Genomic DNA, 17,176 nt, shown 5'->3' on the forward strand with positions numbered 1-17,176 from the left:
CTCTTTTATCCCTCTCGCCTTTCACAACGTTCGATAAAGCGTATGGCAATGTGTCCATCTCTTTTTGTACTCCATCGTGGGTTTACCGAGATTCACGCGCATCGCTTTTTGCGCAGTCTGCGCCACAGTCTTGGCCTCTTGGATATTCAGCCACATGAGTATGCTGCCCAGACTGAGGTGTTTGTATTTAGGATCCAGCCCGCCATTCACAACATCAAAATATAACCATTCGGGGGAGTCGGTTTTAACAATATAATCAATGGCGCACGGCTGGTTATCAATCAGCAGGACGTGTCCAAAAAGCATTTTCTGAAATCTATTTGAAAATAATTTGAGAGAGTTAAAATAATCATCTCTAAAGCTTTTCCCCCATCGCATAGCGAAGAGTTTCTTATAAATATGACAGATTTCATCGGGTGTGAAATCTTTTATGGAGCGAATTTCCCCGCCACTACGTTGAAAACTATGTATTTCATTTCTTCTGTTCTTTTGCGTCTTTGAACAGAATTTATCTTTTACCAGGCAAACGCTGCGTTTATTAAAAACGTTAGGCAGCAAATTGATAATATTTTCTTTATTAACGTCAGAGATGATTTTCGATTTGAAAGGTAAGATAAACCGCGAACTCGGTTTGGCAGGAAAAATCGTCTCATCGAAGTTAACATGCTGGTGTGATGACGCGGTTGGCGGCTGGCACAGGTCCATGTTGTCGTTAGTAAAGATGGCAGCGACCTTCTCGCCGTGTTCCTGTTTAGCAAAATAGCGCAGTTTATGGCGGTTTTCCGAATTAATGAAATCAATAATCTCTGGATGAGTATTACTACTACCACCATAGAGCATATAGATATTGGCATAATCAGAAGCTGTACATTCTTTCCATCCACAAACGGATAATAATGATTCCCTGAGCATATATTCATTCCTTGAATAATGATTTTTAATATTATTTATATTTTATATGTATTTTGATGGCTATGATTTTATCTATTCGTCGAGTACTCCTTGCGCTAAAAGGTTGGGTTATTCCTAATTGGTTATAGAGTGAGAGAGTATAATTCTGCGAAACTAAATTAAAGGTAAATGAAATAGCGAGTATTTATCTCAGATGAATAAAGGGTAAATAAATCATTGGTATGAGTTTTTTTGTTTTTTTTGGTTTTACTTAATCGTTTAGTTATTAAAACTAAAAGTTATTTAGCGATTCTCTTACTTAAAGAGGGGAGATATCCATTTATCTAGTATTCAGCACTTCACTTTCCCAATCGCAAAAAAGAACGCTATAGCCGTTTACGCTTTAGCGCGGGGCGAAGGCCAAACTTTCTTTTCATAAAAATGATGGAGTTACTCTTTAGGTGCTGCAAAAGTTATCCAATGGAGAACTTTAGGCCTATTCTTACAGCGTATGCGGTAAAACGGGTTCATGCTGTTATCAGGTTGAAATAAACGTATCTGTCCAATGAGGGAATATTATGAAAAAGGCAATTATTGCTCTGTCCGCGATTTTACTGGCTTCACCTGTGTTTGCTGCCGATACCGTCAGCCACGCAACTGATGAGACTGTCGCTGAAGCGCACAAAGGTGCAGATACCGCTAAAGAAAAACTGCACAAAGAGCAGAATAAAGGCGAAGAGCAAAAGCAGAAAGCTAAGCACGCCGCTGAAGGTAAGCGCGACTCTACCACCAGCAAAGTGTCAGAAGGCACTAAAAAAGGCTGGGATAAAACCAAAGAAGGTTCGGAAAAAGCCTGGGACAAAACCAAGCAGGGTAGCGAAGACCTGAAGAATAAAGTCACTAACTAATCGACTTATTCTCCACACTGAAGGCCGGTTATCCGGCCTTTTTTATGGGCGTGGCGCTTGAATTTTCTTGCTGCAGACCATAAAAAAGCCCGCCATGTTCGGCGGGCTTTTTGCATTTCAGCTTCTCGCTAACGAGCTTATTTCACAACGCACTTGGCGCACTGGTTGATGCGGATTTGCTCGAAGAAGTCGTTACCTTTGTCATCCACCAGAATGAACGCCGGGAAGTTTTCCACTTCGATTTTCCAGATAGCTTCCATCCCCAGTTCAGGGTACTCGACGCATTCGAGGCTCTTAATGCTTTGCTGAGCCAGCACTGCCGCCGGGCCGCCGATACTGCCGAGGTAGAAACCACCGTGCTTGTGGCAGGCGTCGGTCACTTGCTGGCTACGGTTGCCTTTCGCCAGCATGATCATGCTACCGCCGTTGGATTGCAGCAGGTCCACGTAGGAGTCCATGCGGCCTGCGGTGGTTGGGCCGAGGGAGCCGGAAGCATAACCTTCAGGGGTTTTGGCCGGACCCGCGTAGTAAATCGGGTGATCCTTCACATACTGTGGCAGGCCTTCGCCGTTATCCAGACGCTCTTTCAGCTTGGCGTGCGCAATGTCGCGGCCAACGATGATGGTGCCGCTCAGAGAGAGGCGAGTTGAGACCGGATACTCAGACAACTGCGCGAGGATCTCTTTCATCGGACGGTTCAGGTCAACTTCAACCACCCCGGTTTCACCCTGCTGGCGCAAGGCTTCAGGGATGTATTTGCCCGGATTGTCTTCCAGTTTCTCAATCCAGATACCGTCACGGTTGATTTTAGCTTTGATGTTACGGTCGGCGGAGCAGGAAACGCCCATGCCGACTGGGCAAGATGCGCCGTGGCGTGGCAGACGAACAACGCGGATATCGTGCGCGAAATATTTGCCGCCGAACTGTGCGCCGAGGCCGAGATTATTGGCTTCCACCAGCAGCTCTTTTTCCAGCTGTACGTCGCGGAACGCCTGACCGTGCTCATTACCTTCGGTCGGTAGACCGTCGTAATAGTGGGTAGAGGCCAGTTTAACGGTTTTCAGCGTGGCTTCTGCTGACGTCCCGCCAATCACGAAGGCGATATGGTACGGCGGGCAGGCAGCCGTTCCCAAAGTACGCATTTTATCGACCAGATAATCTTTCAGCTTGGCCGGAGTGATCAGCGCCTTAGTTTCTTGATACAGATAGGTTTTGTTCGCCGAGCCGCCGCCTTTGGCGACGCAGAGGAATTTGTATTCGTCGCCATCTACGCTGTAGAGGTCGATCTGCGCTGGCAGGTTGGTGCCAGTGTTCACCTCTTTATACATATCCAACGGGGCGTTTTGCGAGTAGCGCAGGTTATCTTCGATAAAGGTGTTGTACACGCCTTTGGAAAGCGCGGCTTCGTCGCCACCGCCGGTCCAGACGCGTTGACCTTTTTTACCCATGATGATCGCCGTGCCGGTGTCCTGACAGGTTGGCAACACGCCTTTGGCGGCGATTTCGGAGTTTCTGAGGAATTGCAGCGCGACGTAACGGTCGTTCTCGCTGGCTTCCGGGTCATCAAGAATGGCCGCCACTTGTTTCTGGTGAGCCGGGCGCAGCATGAAAGAGGCGTCGTGGAAGGCTTGCTGTGCCAGCAAAGTCAGACCTTCTGGCGCGACTTTCAGCACTTCTTCGCCATCAAACTGGCTAACGGAAACGTGGTCACGGGTTAACAGATAATATTCGGTGTCCTCTTTGGCGAGAGGGAATGGATCTTGATAATGGAAAGTTTTATTCGACATTGTTTTCTCACTTAATCCGTTATTGCCGCCATGGGTACAGCGATTTCCTGGAGTGATCTTCGGGTAGATCGGGGGCGACGTTTTTATTCGTGTGTATGTTGCCAGCCAAGGTGATTGGCTGGCAACAGGCTGGGGATGTTTTATTTGAGTAAAAGCTCTGTTAATGGCTTGAGTGTCAAATTAATCCTCCTTTAGAACAGCATGGCCATCCAAGGGTAGCCGATAAACAGCAGGGCGGCTAAGAACAGTGCGCCGAAGATGGTGCCTAGGCGCCAGTAGTCTTTGGTTGGCAGATAACCGCTGCCGTAGTAAATCGGGCTTGGGCCAGTACCGTATGGAGTAATGATCCCCATCACACCCAGAGACGTCACCATCAGCAGGCAGAAGACTTGCAGGTTGATGCCTGGAATAGCGGCACCGATGGTCAGCATCGCAGGCAGCAGCGCCGTGGTGTGCGCGGTGGTGCTGGCAAACAGGTAGTGCAGCAGGTAGAACGCCAGCAGCAGCACGATGGTCGCTGTTCCCGGAGAGATGCCGCCCATCATCACCGCGCCTTCTTTACCTAACCAAGAGATGAAGCCGGTGCGAGATAAGCCGTCGGCCAGAGCCACCAATGTGGCGAACCACGCGAAGGTGTTCCACGCCGGTTTGTTGCTGGTGATGTCGTTCCAGTTCAATACGCCGGTCCACAGCATCAGCACCACTACCAACAGGGCAGCCATCGCAGGTTCAATGAAGCTGGCGGCGAAAATCCACATCATCAGGGCGCAGCATACAAAGACCAGCAGCAGGATTTCATGACGGGACATTTTGCCCAGTTTGGCCAGCTCGGCGGTGGCCCAGCGCGGCACTTCATCATTCACTTTGACTTCCGGCGGGTAGAGCCAGTAAGCCAGCAGCGGCATGGTCAGCAGTAACAACAGACCCACTGGCAGGAAGGCGAAGAACCACATTCCCCAAGAGATATTGATGCCGGTGATGCTGTTAACGATGCCCAGTGCCAGCAAGTTAGGTGCCAGCGCGGAGAGGAACATGGAGCTGGTGATACAGGCTGCGGTGATAGCGACCCACATCAGATAAGAGCCGATTTTACGCGCACTTGGGTCATTCGGTTTTGAACCGTACAGCGGCGGTAAGTTAGCAATGATTGGGTAAATAGTCCCGCCGCTGCGCGCCGTGTTTGACGGAGTGAAAGGCGCCAGAAGCAGATCCGCGAAGGCGATGGCGTAACCCAGCGTCAGGCTGCGGCGGCCAAGATATTTCACCAGAATCAGTGCCAGACGGCGACCGAACTGGGTTTTATCGTAGCCCGCGGCAAACATGAATGCGCCGAAGATAAGCCACACGGTGGAGTTGCCGAAGCCGCTCACTGCCCATTTAAAGGACTGCGCCGCCATTTTGAATTTCGGGTCAGCCAGCTCAGCCGGGCTAAACAGCAGCCACTGGCTGAACAGCGCAATCACCACCACGCCGGTCAGGCCAATCACCGCGCCAGGCAGAGGCTCAAAAATCAGACCTACAATGACACCGACGAACACGGCGAAGAAGTGCCATGCGTGAGGCTGCAAGCCTTCAGGGACTGGGATAAACAACAGAATTACGGTTACCAGAATGGGCATAAGCATCATCATCAGGCGGTTTTTTTTACCGCCTGAAACTTTGCTAACCGGAGGTGTCACCATCGTTTTAGAGATATCAGTCATAGGTTTGACCTAACAAGTAGTTGAGAATTCTGAGTACCCAAGATCTCGCGAGCGGCAGGGAGGTCACTGCGGGCTCTTAACGGCTCTGTTGGGTTGATGTGCGTAATAAAGTCAGCGTATTTTTGATTTTTTTAGTTACTTAACTTTCTTAAGCTATTTAATGGCGGCATTTACGTTGCTCCATTATTGATATTCATTATTTGGTAGGGTTATCCCCCTTAATGGGGAGAAGTTATTTATATAATGCGATTTTCCTGTTTATTACTTTTGATCTGGATCAAGAAAAGCTATTTATATTTTTCTTTTTAATCATGCACAAAAATAAAGGTTAATTTTGGTGGGAGTGATACTAAGTGAAATTAAGATAGGAATTTTAGTATGAAATGCTTGCTCCCGTAATCATTGGTCATACTCTGGGGAAGGGTGGTTGATTTTAGTTTTATGATTTTAAAGGGTTATTTTAATTGATGGCTTGTGTCGGGTTATTGCGTCTCATTCTTGATAAAGCATTTTTTCCTAATTAAATATAAAGCTGGTGAGTGTTTGATTAAATGTGATCATTCTATTTGTCATTTAACAATGCATTAATAAATGCAGCGGGATATTAATAGGTAAATAGTTAAATAACTAAGGTTAGAGATTATGAAACTAAAGAAAGTAATATATTAATACTATGAGAACGGAGACTAACTAAAAAGAATTAATTAATCCGATACCGAATTCACAAAATATTAAACACTTTAGGTTGGAGTTAATTATTATGAAAAATCGCGATCGGTTATTGAGTCCTATTACTCTGCCAAACGGCACCGCGTTGAAAAACCGTTTGCTGATGGCACCGATGACCACCTGCACCGGCTTTTACGACGGCTCAGTCAACAGCGAGCTGGTGGAATACTACCGCGCCCGTGCTGGTAGCATCGGCACGGTTATCGTCGAGTGCTGCTTTATCGACGACAAAGGTCTGGCCTTCCCCGGCGCCATTGGTATCGACACCGACAGCAAAGTGCCGGGGCTGGCTAAAATTGCGCAAGCAATCAAAGAGAAAGGCTCAAAAGCCGTATTGCAGATTTATCACGGCGGCCGCATGACCGAGCCAAAACTGATTGGCGGCCAGTCTCCGGTCGCGCCAAGTGCATTGGCCGCGCCGCGTGAAGGTGCCGCAACGCCGATTGCGCTGACCAGCGAAGAAGTGGACGGCATGATTGCTAAGTTTGGCGAAGGCGTGCGTCGCGCCATTGAAGCCGGTTTCGACGGCGTGGAGATCCACGGCGCCAACACCTACCTGATTCAGCAGTTCTTCTCACCAAACTCCAACCAGCGCACCGACCAATGGGGCGGCAGCCGCGAAAACCGCGCCAAATTCCCGCTAGCGGTGCTGGAAATCACCCACCAGATGGCGCAGCAATACGCCGATCCTTCTTTCATTATCGGCTACCGCTTCTCACCAGAAGAGATTGAAGAGCCGGGCATTCGCTTCGCTGACACCATGTACCTGCTGGAAAAGTTGGCGGCGCGCGGTGTGGATTACCTGCACTTCTCCGTCGGTTACACCCTGCGTCCGTCGATTGTTGATAGCCAAGATCCAACGCCGCTTATCGACAAATATGTCGCGATGCGCTCTGAGACGCTGGCTAAAGTGCCGGTGATGGGCGTCGGTGGCGTGGTGAATATGGAAGATGCCGAGCTGGCGCTGGAGCACGGTTATGACATGGTGGCGGTCGGCAAAGCCTGCATCGCTTATCCAGATTGGGCGGATCGCATCACCCAAGATAAGAAACTCGAGCTATTTATCGACAGCACCCAGCGCGAAGCTTTGACCATCCCCGAGCCGCTGTGGCGCTTCTCGCTGGTCGACGCGATGATCCGCGACATGAGCATGACGTCGAAAAAATTCAAAGCCGGCGTCTTTAATGAAAAAGTGCAGGACGATACCCATCAGCTGGCGATTAACGTCAGTCTGGAAACCGACCGCATTGCTGATATCGAGCTGGATGCCGAGTCAGAGTTAGACGTAGCTTTCACCACCAGCTTCGACATCATTCGTAGCCGCATTCTGGATGCTAACAGCCCGCACGTGGACGCCGTCACTGGCGCGACCACGCAAAGCGAAGCCGTGAAGAAAGCCGTTTCAAAAGCTATTGCTAAATCCTGCAAAGCCCAGCTGCTGGAAGAGGGCGGCAGCCTGTCAGCGCCGCAAAGCTATGACGTGGTGGTGGTCGGCAGCGGCGGTGCGGGTTTGGCCGCGGCGATCCAAGCCTGTGATGAAGGGGCGAAAGTGCTGGTGGTGGAGAAAATGTCCACCATCGGCGGCAACACCATCAAAGCCTCTGTCGGCATGAACGCGGCAGAAACGCGCTTCCAGAAACTCAAAGGCATTGAAGACAGCAAAGAGCTGTTCTACCAAGAGAGCCTGAAGGGCGGCCAGTTCAAGAACAATCAGGTCTTGCTGAGAGAGTTCGTCGAGCGCGCGCCGCAGGCCGTGGAGTGGCTAGCCGAGCACGACATCGAGCTGAGTGATATCACCATCACCGGCGGGATGAGCATCGACCGTACTCACCGCCCGGCGGACCGCAGCGCGGTGGGTGGCTTCCTGATTAGCGGCCTGGTGAAGAACCTCAATAAACGCAATATTGACGTGATGCTCGATACCTCGGTGACCCAGATTCGTTATGAGCAGGGCGCAGTGCAAGGCGTCGAGCTGTTAAACGATGAAAACGAAGTGCTGACTATCAATGCTAAAAGCGTAATTGTGGCTACCGGCGGTTTTAGCGCCAACCGCGACATGGTGGTGAAATATCGCCCTGAGCTGGACGGCTTCGTCACCACCAACCACAAAGGCGCAACCGGCGGCGGCATCGCAATTTTGCAGAACATCGGCGCGGATACCGTGGATATGGGCGAAATTCAAATCCACCCGACGGTTGAGCAAACCACCTCTTACCTGATTTCCGAAGCCATTCGCGGCGGCGGGGCGATTCTGGTTAATCAGGCTGGCAAACGCTTCTTTAATGAGATGGAAACCCGCGACAAGGTGTCGGCGCAAATCATCGCCCAGCCGGAAAAATACGCCTACGTGGTGTTTGATGAGCAAGTTCGACTGAACAACAAGGCCGCCGATGAGTATATCGCGCGCGGTTTTGTGATTAGCGCCGAGTCTCCGCGCGAGCTGGCGAACAAGCTGGAGATGGATTTCCACGCCTTCCTCGCCACCCTCGAGACTTACAATGTCGCAGTGGATAAGCAGCACGACGCGGAATTCGGTCGCACCACGGCGATGCGCCATCCGATTAATCAGGGGCCGTTCTACGCCATTCGCATCGCGCCGGGGGTTCACCACACCATGGGCGGCGTGACCATTAACACCGAAACCTGCGTGCTGGACAGCCAGAAACAGACCCTGAACGGCGCATTCGCCGCCGGTGAAGTGGTCGGCGGCATCCACGGCGGCAACCGAATTGGCGGTAATGCCGTTGCGGATATCATCATCTTCGGTATTCTTGCAGGACGCAACGCCGCTCGTTTCTCGATGAAATAACGGCGAATAGCCTGCGTCACCTCCCCGGCGCGCAGGCTTTATCCACTTGATTGACGAGATAAATCTATGACGCCAGACGATCGAATTTATGCTTACTCCGCCGTGCTGATGGGCTCTCCCATTCTGCTCAAGCTGTTTGAACATAATGAGAGTCTGGCGTCACGCGTTTTCCGGCTGATCAAACAGCAAGAGAACATCTTCACGGTCAATCGCCCGCACTCTGAAGTGATGGCGGTAAACCACGCGGCGGGCAGCCACCCGGTGGTGGTTAGCCCGCCGGTTTACGAGCTGATAAAACGCGCCAAGGCCGTGAGTTTGCTCGAAGACAGCCTGTTCAACTTCACTATCGGCCCTGTGGTAAAACGCTGGAAAATTGGCTTTAGCGGCCACAGCGTGCCCGCCGCCAGCGATCTGCAAAGCCTGCTCGCCCTGACCAATCCCCATGACGTGGTGCTCGATGACACCGCGCGCTCCGTCTTCCTGCAATACGCCGGAATGGAGATCGACTTAGGCGCGATAGCCAAAGGTTATATTGCTGACGTGGTGAGGGATTTCCTGCTGTCCGAGCAGGTGCCGCACGGGCTGATTAACCTCGGCGGCAATGTCCAGACGCTGGGCGCCAGTGGGGAACAGGGGTGGGGGATTGGGCTGAAAAAGCCGTTTGCCGCCGAAGATGCGCTGCTGGGGGTGATCCATGTCAGCAACAAATCTGTGGTTACGTCGGGCATCTACGAACGTTATTTCGAGCTGGACGGCCGCCGCTACCACCATATTCTCGACCCGAAAACCGGGTATCCGCTGGATAACGAGTTACAGAGCGTGACGGTGATTTCTGAGGATTCCATCGACGGCGATATCTACACCACGCTGTTGTATGGCATGGGGGTAGAAAAAAGCCTCGAGTATCTGCAAGACCTTGCACATATCGAGGCGATTTTTGTCACTAAACAGCAGCAGATTGTCTGCTCGTCACAGCGCCAGTTTGGCTTCACGCTGCTGGATAATAGCTACCAGCTGCTGCGCTAATTCCCCAAATACTACTGGCAATACTGTTTTAGCAGGGCGTGATGATCTTCTTGCAGCCGATAGCGATAGACCGGCCTTCCCGTCACCCCGTAGTGAATGCTGGTGAACAGGATATGGCTGTCAGCTAGCCAAATCAGGTACTTACGGCAGGAAACGCGCGAGATATTCACCGAGTGCGCCAGCTCGTCGGTGGAGAACTCGGTGTCAGGATGGGCGTCAATCCACTGGCACAGGGTGCGCAGGGTCTGCGGCGTTAAGCCCTTCGGCAGCTTTTTGTTGTCAGACGTGGTCTGCGGCTCGCCGTGTATCAGCCGATCCACGTCAGACTGCTCATAATACTGATGGTGATCCATCAGCGTTTTCTTCTGCTGCCAGTGGGTCAGCGCCTCTTCAAAACGCGGGAACTGGAAAGGCTTGATCAGGTAATCCACCACGCCGTAGTTCAGCGACTTCTTAATGGTGGCGGCATCGGCGGCGGAGGAGATCACAATCACGTCGATTGGCCGACCGGCATCGCGCAGTACGGGGAGCAAATCCAGCCCGTTCTCCTGCTGCATATAGACATCAAGCAAAATAAGGTCGATAGGATGTTGAGGATTCAACACCAGATCTTTGGCTTGTTGTAAGGTTGAGGCCACGCCAGTGCAGGTAAACCCTTCAATCTGAGTCACATAACAGCGGTTAAGCTCTGCAACCATGGCATCATCATCGACTATCAGCACATTGATCATGCCGGTTTCCTCTCACTATCCCACGGGAGTTGTACAAAAAATTGGGTGTATACGTCAGGTTCTGACTCAACGCTTATGCTTCCGCCAAGGTTCTCAATTTGCTGTTTCGCCAGGGATAACCCGACGCCGCGCTCTTCACCTTTCGACGAAAACCCTTTCTCAAAAATAGCATCAATATGCTCAGGCGGAATGCCGGGGCCGTCATCGCTGACCACGCCAGCGAGCCAGCCATTCTGGTAATGCAGCAACACGCTTATCTCTCCGTTCGGCTGCTGGCCCAGAGCGTCCAGCGCATTCTCAATCAAATTACCTAGCGCGGTGATCAGCGCCGCCACCTGATCTTCATTGGCATTGTCGGGCAGCAGGCTATCATCGCTGAGCGTCAGCTGATGGTGCATATCCGTGGCGCGTTTCATCTTGCTTAACAAGAAACCGGCAATAACAGGCGATTTGATTTTTAACAGCAACGAGCCAATTTCTGTCTGATAGTTATTGGCCGTTTTGAGAATGTAATCCTCAAGCTGCGTGTAGCTCTTCATGTGCAGTAACCCGAGGATCACGTGCAGCTTGTTCATAAACTCGTGCGAGCGCTCACGCAGCGAATCGGCGTAGTTTACCATGCCGCTCAGGCGCTGCATCAACTGGCTGACTTCGGTCTTATCCCTGAAGGTACAGATAGCGCCGATAATCACCCCATTGCTGCGCACCGGCACGGTATTACTCAGCAATAAACGGCCTTTGACATTGATCTCTTCATCCTGACGCGGCACGCCAGTTTGCAGCACGTCGTTAAGATTATGGATCAGTGGCTGGGAGCCGCCGATGTTTTCGACATTAATGGAAAACTCGGGGGCGGTTTCGCCAAACAGGTGGCGCGCTTCCTGATTAATCAGCGTCACCCGCGCGTCTTGGTCTACGGCAATCACCCCCTCTTTGATCGACTGTAACATCGCCTGCCGCTGTTCAAAAAGCGTCGATATTTCATAAGGTTCCAGCCCGAACAAGATGCGTTTGAGCATCTTCACCAAGGCGAAGGTCCCCAGTGCGCCGACCAGCGTACCAAACAGCACGGTCCACAAAATGCTCCAGCGGCTCTTATTGATTTGCTCGGTCACTTTGCTGAGGGAAATGCCAATCGCCACCACGCCAATTTGCTTGTGCTGGTCATCATAAACTGGCGTGAACACCCGCAGCGCCTCCACCAACACCCCGTGATTGATCGCCACATTCTCTTTGCCCTGCAAGGCTGGATTGATGTCGTCACCAATAAAGCGGCGGCTAATCACCTCTTTATTCGGATGCGAGAAGCGAATGCCGCTCATGTTGGTCACCACCACGAACAGCAGGTCATTTCTCTTCTGCGCCGCGTCGGCAATCGGCTGAATGATGCCGCTGTCCGAAGGCTGAGTCAGCCCGCGCCTGATTTCCGGCAGGTCAGCCAGCGTGCGGGCCACCGCCAGCGCCTTCTCTTTCACGCCGTCGCGGGTGGTATCGCTGACCTGAATAAGATAGAGCAGATGTACAACCAGCAGGACGGAGAGGATCACTGCGCCAATCATCAAAATGACCGAGGTCATCAGTTTCATGGGGCGTTTGCGCGTGGCAAAAGGTTGTTTGGTGTCTCTCATTGAAGTCTCAAGGAAAAGTGTCGTTAACCATAGGGGGTAGCTTATGGTCCACGTTTGTCAGCCGAGAGTCTAGCTTGTTACTCTATTGCCGCAAACTGAACGCGAAGCTTTCTCGCCTGATGGCTAAACGATTATTTTTTGCTCAACTCCCGTGTCGAGGGCGCGCAATTTATGTTAAAACGTTCGCTCTCAAAATTCGCACCCGCTCGACTCTCTCCACCAAAGGTTTCATGACATATGACAGATAATCTTCTCGAACGCATTTCGACAGCGTTAGAAGCAGAATATACGCTCGAAGGACTGGTTCGGCAGTTGCTGGAGATGCTCGAGCTGGTGACCAATATGGAGTCCACCTACCTGACTCGTATTGACGAAGATGGCGGGCAGCAGCACATTCTGTTTTCCCGCAATGGCAGCAATATGCATATCCCCGAGGGGCTGTCGGTGCCTTGGGGAGACACCCTGTGCAAGCGCGCGCTGGACGAAGGCCGCCGCTACACCTGCGACGTTGCTGGGATTTGGGGGGATTCAGAAGCCGCGAGGGCGCTGGGGATCACCACCTATGTCAGCACGCCGGTAACGCTGGCCGACGGCTCGCTGTACGGCACGCTGTGCGCCGCCAGCTCTGAACACCGCGAATTGTCCGAGCGCAGCGAGCAGGTGCTTCAGCTGTTCGCCAACCTGATTGCTCAACAGATCCAGAGCGAGCAGTTGTTGAAGAAATTACAGCTCGCCAACGACGCGCTGACCACCGCCAGCTATACCGATGAGCTGACCGGCTTGCCGAACCGCCGTTCGCTGTTCAACCAGCTGCCGACCCTGTTTTCTCAGGCCCACGCCACTTCGCGCTATGTGCTGATTGCCTTTGCCGATCTGGATGATTTTAAAGAGATCAATGACCTCCACGGCCATGAAGTGGGGGATGATTTTCTGGTGGCGGTGGGAGAGAGGCTGAAAGAGGGCGTGCGCGGCGATGAAGTGATGGCCCGCGTGGGCGGCGATGAGTTTGTGGTCGCGGGGGCCGGGCCGATGGAGTTTAGCGAAGCTCAACAGGCGGCGCAGGCTTTCAAAAAGCGCCTGTCCGAACTGCTGACCGGCGAATATCAGCTGCAATCTTGTCTGATTGATTACGCCGGGCCGAGCATCGGCGCGGTGGCCATCAACCCGACGGACAGCACGCCGGACATGGCGCTGCGCGAAGCCGACGCCCAGATGTATGAAGAGAAAAACCGCCGCAGAAGATGGCGCGTGGCCTGACTTTTTCCTTTCGCCCGGCAAAATCCCCCAAACCTCCCCAGTAAACGGGGAGGCATTGTTGATTCAATCAGTCGTTTTTCTTCTGGGGAATAAAGCCCGGCACGCCCGTCTCCACCACCGAGTTCAGGCGAATGCGGGTAGTAATCTCCTGCTTCATTCTGCTCAGCGCGCTCTCCGGCAGGGTCGAAATATCCCAGTTTTCTTCAATGTGGCTGCGGCGGGTAGACGTGGTCAGGAACGCTGTGCCGCGCTGCGCCGCCCAAGCCAAGGCCACCTGCGCCGGGGTTTTCTCCACCTGCTGAGCGATTGTGGTGATCACGTTATTCTCCAACACTCGCGGCTCCATGCCGTGCCCCAGCGGGGCGAATGCCAGCAGGATAATGCCCTGCTGTTGGCAAAACTCCAGCAGCTCCCACTCGGGCAGGTAAGGGTGGGACTCCACCTGCACCACCGCCGGTTTGATGCGCGCGTCGGCGACAATCTGTTTTAACGCGGGCAGGGTGATGTCGGACAAACCGATAGCCCTGCAGCGCCCGTCGTCCACCAGCTTCTCCATCGCCCGCCATGTCTCGAGTAAGGTCACGCCAGAGTCATAAATCACTTTCCCCTCGGCGTCGCGCGGGTCGAGATTGTCTCCCGGCTGGAAAGCAAATGGCGTGTGAATCAAATAACAATCCACATAGTCCACCTGCAAACGGCGGCAGCTGGCCTCCAAAGCCGGGGCGACATATTCCGGGCGATGGTGGGTATTCCACAGCTTAGTGGTGACAAACAGCTGCTCGCGGCTAACCTTTCCAGAGGCTAATGCCTGCTGAAACGCCGCGCCAACCTGAGCTTCATTTTGGTAGCGCTCGGCGCAGTCGAAGTGGCGGAAACCGGCCTCCAGCGCCTCTGTTACTGCCTGCGTGGTGACGCTAAGATCCTTAAATAGCGTGCCAAACCCTGCCGCTGGCATCGCGCCGCTGCCGTGTTGAATCGGGAATCTTGTCTCGCGGAGCCTGTCTTGGGTACTCATATTCTGACCTCTTGGGTTCTATTTACGGGCTGGGTTTTCGTAACAGCAGCACCAGTGGACTCACCACCAGCATCACCACCATTAACGTTTTGAACTGGCCGATCAGGGCGATAAACGCCGCCTGGCCGGTGATGGCTTCATTCAGCGCCGCCAGCTGTGGCAGATTGGCGGCGGGGATGCGATCAGCCGCGAAGTAATACGGCGTCAGGTGGCTGGCGAAAGCCAGGTGCAGCGCCTGCGTATGGTTGAAAAACAGCGCCTGCACCACGGCGACCCCCAGAGTGCTGCCATAGGTGCGGGCTAAATTAAACAGCCCGGCCCCTTCTGGGCGAAGCTGCGGGGCAAGGGTGCTAAAGGCGACATGGCTCAGAGCTGGCATTAACACCCCCAGCCCAAGGCCCTGAATCGCTCCGGCAATCGCCACCGGCGGCCAATCCATTAACGGCGAGTAATCGAGCATCGTGGCATTGGCATAAATCACCGTGGCGGTTCCCGCCGCTACCGCCAGCCGACGGTCAATCCCCCTCGGCGCGCGGCTCATCAATACAAACCCACCGACAATGCCGATGCCGCGAGGAAGGGTCAGCAGGCCGGTCGTCATGGGCGGGTAGCCCAGCAGCTCGTCGAGCATCGGCGAAGTCAGCGCCATGGTCGGCAGCAGCACAAAACCGGCGGCGAAAAACAGCAGTGTGCACAAGACAAAATTGCGATCGCGAAACAGCGCTTTGCTGAGGAAATGGCTTGGTGAAGTCAGCACGTGCACCACCAACCAACAGAACCCAAGCAGCGCCGTGGCGGCTTCCAGCCAAATCTCTGGCGAGTCCCACCACTCCAGCCGTTCGCCTCGATCCAGCACCATTTGCAGGCCGATAATGGCGGCGGTAAAACTGATAAAGCCAAAGAAATCAAAGCGTGCGGGCTGCGCGGATTTTTTCTCCAGCAGATCCAGACTGGTCACTAAGGCGATAAACGCCACCAAGGGAATGCTGGTGAGAAACAGCGACGGCCAGCCAAAGTCGTCGGCCAGCCAGCCGCCAATCGCCGGGCCGCTGACAATGCCGAGCAGCACGATGGCGGTCCAGCTCGCTGCAAAATGGGGGCGACGCTCCGGGGGCAGGGTTTCCAACGCAATCGCCATGGAAAGGGGCGCAATAATGCCGCTGGCCGCGCCCTGAACAATACGCGTGGCGATAAATCCCAGTGGGGTATTGGCCGTGGCCGCCAGCCATAGGCCGCAAGCAAAGGTTGCTAAGGCCGCCAGATAGGTCCTCTTCAAGCCAAAACGGCCCGCGAGCCACTGGGCAATCGGCAGGGTAATGCCGCTGGCGGCCAGATAAGAGGTGAAAATCCAGCCCGCCTGATCGTCCGCCATCGACAGGCCACCCTGAATAAAACGCAGTGCCGAGTTGGGGATGGACAGGTTCATCGCCTGAAGATAGGTCGCCAGCAGGGCGGCAAAACGCAGCGCGCGGCGACTCATTTTGCTATCAGCCCGCTTAAGGCTTGCCACCAACTATGCTTGCCGGTTTCCACTTGTACGCTGGCGCTGGTGCCGGAAAACAGTGGGATTTGCGTCGCTATCTCCTCCAGTTCCAGGCGCACCGGCACGCGCTGCACCACTTTGACCCAGTTACCCGTGGCATTTTCCGGCGGCAGCAGGGAAAAGTCAGACCCAGCTCCCGGACTCATGCTGACCACGCGGGCCTTAAAAGCCCGGTCTGGGTAGCTGTCGAGATGCACGGTCGCCGACTGCCCGGCGCGCATCTGGCTGATTTGGGTTTCGCGGAAATTGGCCTCAATCCACACGTGTTTCTTTGACAGCAGGGCAAAGGCCGGCGCGCCGCTATTGATAAAGTTGCCGACCTGTAAGTCGTCAACCTTGGTGACAATGCCATCTTCTGGCGCGCTGACGGTGGCGTAAGAGAGGTAAAGCTGGGCCTCGTCGAGCTGGCTCTGGGCCTCGCGTACCGCCGGGTGGCTGTCGACGTGGATATTTGGATCGCCATTCAGGGACACCAGAATATTCGCCACCTGCTGTTCAATGGAGGCGATGCGCTGGCGGGCGACTTTCAGGTCGGTATCGGCGCGCTCGTACATCGACTGCGACACAAACTGATTCGCCAATAAGGCTTTTTTACGGGCAAAATCCTTTTGCTCGAAATCGGCCTGTTCGCGGGCTGATTGCAGCTCCGCCAGCTGTTCGCGGTAGCTGGTTTTCAGCCCTTCAATCCGCAGGCGAGCCACGCTGAGCTGGGCCTGCGCCCGGTTTACTGCGATTTGTAATGGCTCTGGGTTTATCTGGAACAGCACCTGACCCTTGCGCACCGGCTCATTGTCCACCACGGCAATATTGACCACCTGCCCCGACACTCTGGCGTTAATGGCGGTTTTCGCCACTCGCGCATACGCGTTATCAGTGGAAACCGAATTTAGCGTTGCCAGAAAGTAGCCGCCGCCCACCAGCGTGAGCAGCACGGGCAATCCCACCAGCAGTATCGGGCGTGTAAAGTGGAGGCGTTGCCGGGTTTGAGTGGCAGTGTTATCAGCGGCTTGGGTCATGGTAACTATCACTTTTCTCAGAGTGCGTGGTGAAAACCTGGAGCGATTTCAGCTCAGACAGGCACAGTTTTTATTTTTGTGCGACAATGTAAGAATATCGATCCGCTAACCGAATTCAAGGAATTTTGTACAA

12 protein-coding genes are annotated in these 17,176 nt (G+C 53.5%); 4 read left to right on the forward strand and 8 right to left on the reverse strand.

All coding sequences use genetic code 11. The annotated features are described in order from the left end of the window. Positions 1-21: 21 nt before the first annotated feature. Entirely contained in the window at positions 22-912 is an 891-nt protein-coding gene (locus ACT3RT_RS19030) for a GNAT family protein (protein ID WP_485903957.1), read from the reverse strand. Positions 913-1,469: 557 nt separating this feature from the next. Between ACT3RT_RS19030 and ACT3RT_RS19035 the strand changes: the two genes are divergently transcribed. Continuing rightward, on the forward strand, positions 1,470-1,799 hold the full coding sequence (locus tag ACT3RT_RS19035; RefSeq protein WP_034792948.1) for a KPN_00521 family repetitive protein: 330 nt from the start codon (positions 1,470-1,472) through the stop codon (positions 1,797-1,799). Between the two features lie 137 nt (positions 1,800-1,936). On the opposite strand, the gene fumA is transcribed toward ACT3RT_RS19035, so the two are convergent. Continuing rightward, positions 1,937-3,586 (reverse strand): class I fumarate hydratase FumA, encoded by a 1,650-nt coding sequence (gene fumA, locus ACT3RT_RS19040; protein ID WP_353503319.1) that lies wholly within the window; start codon positions 3,584-3,586, stop codon positions 1,937-1,939. Positions 3,587-3,777: 191 nt separating this feature from the next. After that, positions 3,778-5,289, reverse strand: coding sequence for an anion permease (locus tag ACT3RT_RS19045; protein WP_496200153.1), 1,512 nt, complete (start codon positions 5,287-5,289; stop codon positions 3,778-3,780). 760 nt (positions 5,290-6,049) lie between these two features. Between ACT3RT_RS19045 and ACT3RT_RS19050 the strand changes: the two genes are divergently transcribed. Both ACT3RT_RS19050 and ACT3RT_RS19055 read left to right on the forward strand, forming a co-directional pair. Next, positions 6,050-8,827, forward strand: a complete 2,778-nt coding sequence (locus tag ACT3RT_RS19050) for a flavocytochrome c (protein ID WP_496203575.1) — start codon at positions 6,050-6,052, stop codon at positions 8,825-8,827. A gap of 66 nt (positions 8,828-8,893) precedes the next feature. Beyond that, positions 8,894-9,853, forward strand: coding sequence for an FAD:protein FMN transferase (locus ACT3RT_RS19055; protein ID WP_496203576.1), 960 nt, complete (start codon positions 8,894-8,896; stop codon positions 9,851-9,853). 11 nt (positions 9,854-9,864) lie between these two features. Here ACT3RT_RS19055 and dcuR read toward each other — a convergent pair whose 3' ends face one another. Together dcuR and ACT3RT_RS19065 are read right to left on the reverse strand one after the other, a co-directional pair. Beyond that, positions 9,865-10,584: a two-component system response regulator DcuR gene (gene dcuR / locus ACT3RT_RS19060; protein ID WP_353503315.1), complete on the reverse strand. Its 720-nt coding sequence runs from the start codon at positions 10,582-10,584 to the stop codon at positions 9,865-9,867. Continuing rightward, positions 10,581-12,212, reverse strand: a complete 1,632-nt coding sequence (locus ACT3RT_RS19065; RefSeq protein WP_485903966.1) for a sensor histidine kinase — start codon at positions 12,210-12,212, stop codon at positions 10,581-10,583. The genes dcuR and ACT3RT_RS19065 overlap by 4 nt, the downstream gene beginning before the upstream one ends. Positions 12,213-12,449: 237 nt before the next feature. Between ACT3RT_RS19065 and ACT3RT_RS19070 the strand changes: the two genes are divergently transcribed. Continuing rightward, positions 12,450-13,469 (forward strand): sensor domain-containing diguanylate cyclase, encoded by a 1,020-nt coding sequence (locus tag ACT3RT_RS19070; RefSeq protein WP_353503313.1) that lies wholly within the window; start codon positions 12,450-12,452, stop codon positions 13,467-13,469. A 67-nt stretch (positions 13,470-13,536) separates the two neighbouring features. Here the strand turns inward: ACT3RT_RS19070 and ACT3RT_RS19075 are convergent, their stop codons facing one another. The 3 genes from ACT3RT_RS19075 to ACT3RT_RS19085 are packed head-to-tail and all read right to left on the reverse strand — an operon-like array spanning position 13,537 to position 17,043. Further along, positions 13,537-14,484 (reverse strand): aldo/keto reductase, encoded by a 948-nt coding sequence (locus ACT3RT_RS19075; protein ID WP_353503312.1) that lies wholly within the window; start codon positions 14,482-14,484, stop codon positions 13,537-13,539. 22 nt (positions 14,485-14,506) lie between these two features. Then, positions 14,507-15,964, reverse strand: a complete 1,458-nt coding sequence (locus ACT3RT_RS19080) for a DHA2 family efflux MFS transporter permease subunit (RefSeq protein WP_485903970.1) — start codon at positions 15,962-15,964, stop codon at positions 14,507-14,509. Continuing rightward, complete coding sequence (locus tag ACT3RT_RS19085; RefSeq protein WP_353503310.1) at positions 15,961-17,043, reverse strand: HlyD family secretion protein; 1,083 nt, start codon at positions 17,041-17,043, stop codon at positions 15,961-15,963. The genes ACT3RT_RS19080 and ACT3RT_RS19085 overlap by 4 nt, the downstream gene beginning before the upstream one ends. Positions 17,044-17,176: the final 133 nt, after the last annotated feature.

Source organism: Ewingella sp. AOP9-I1-14, from assembly GCF_052375995.1.
GTDB lineage: Bacteria > Pseudomonadota > Gammaproteobacteria > Enterobacterales > Enterobacteriaceae > Ewingella > Ewingella allii.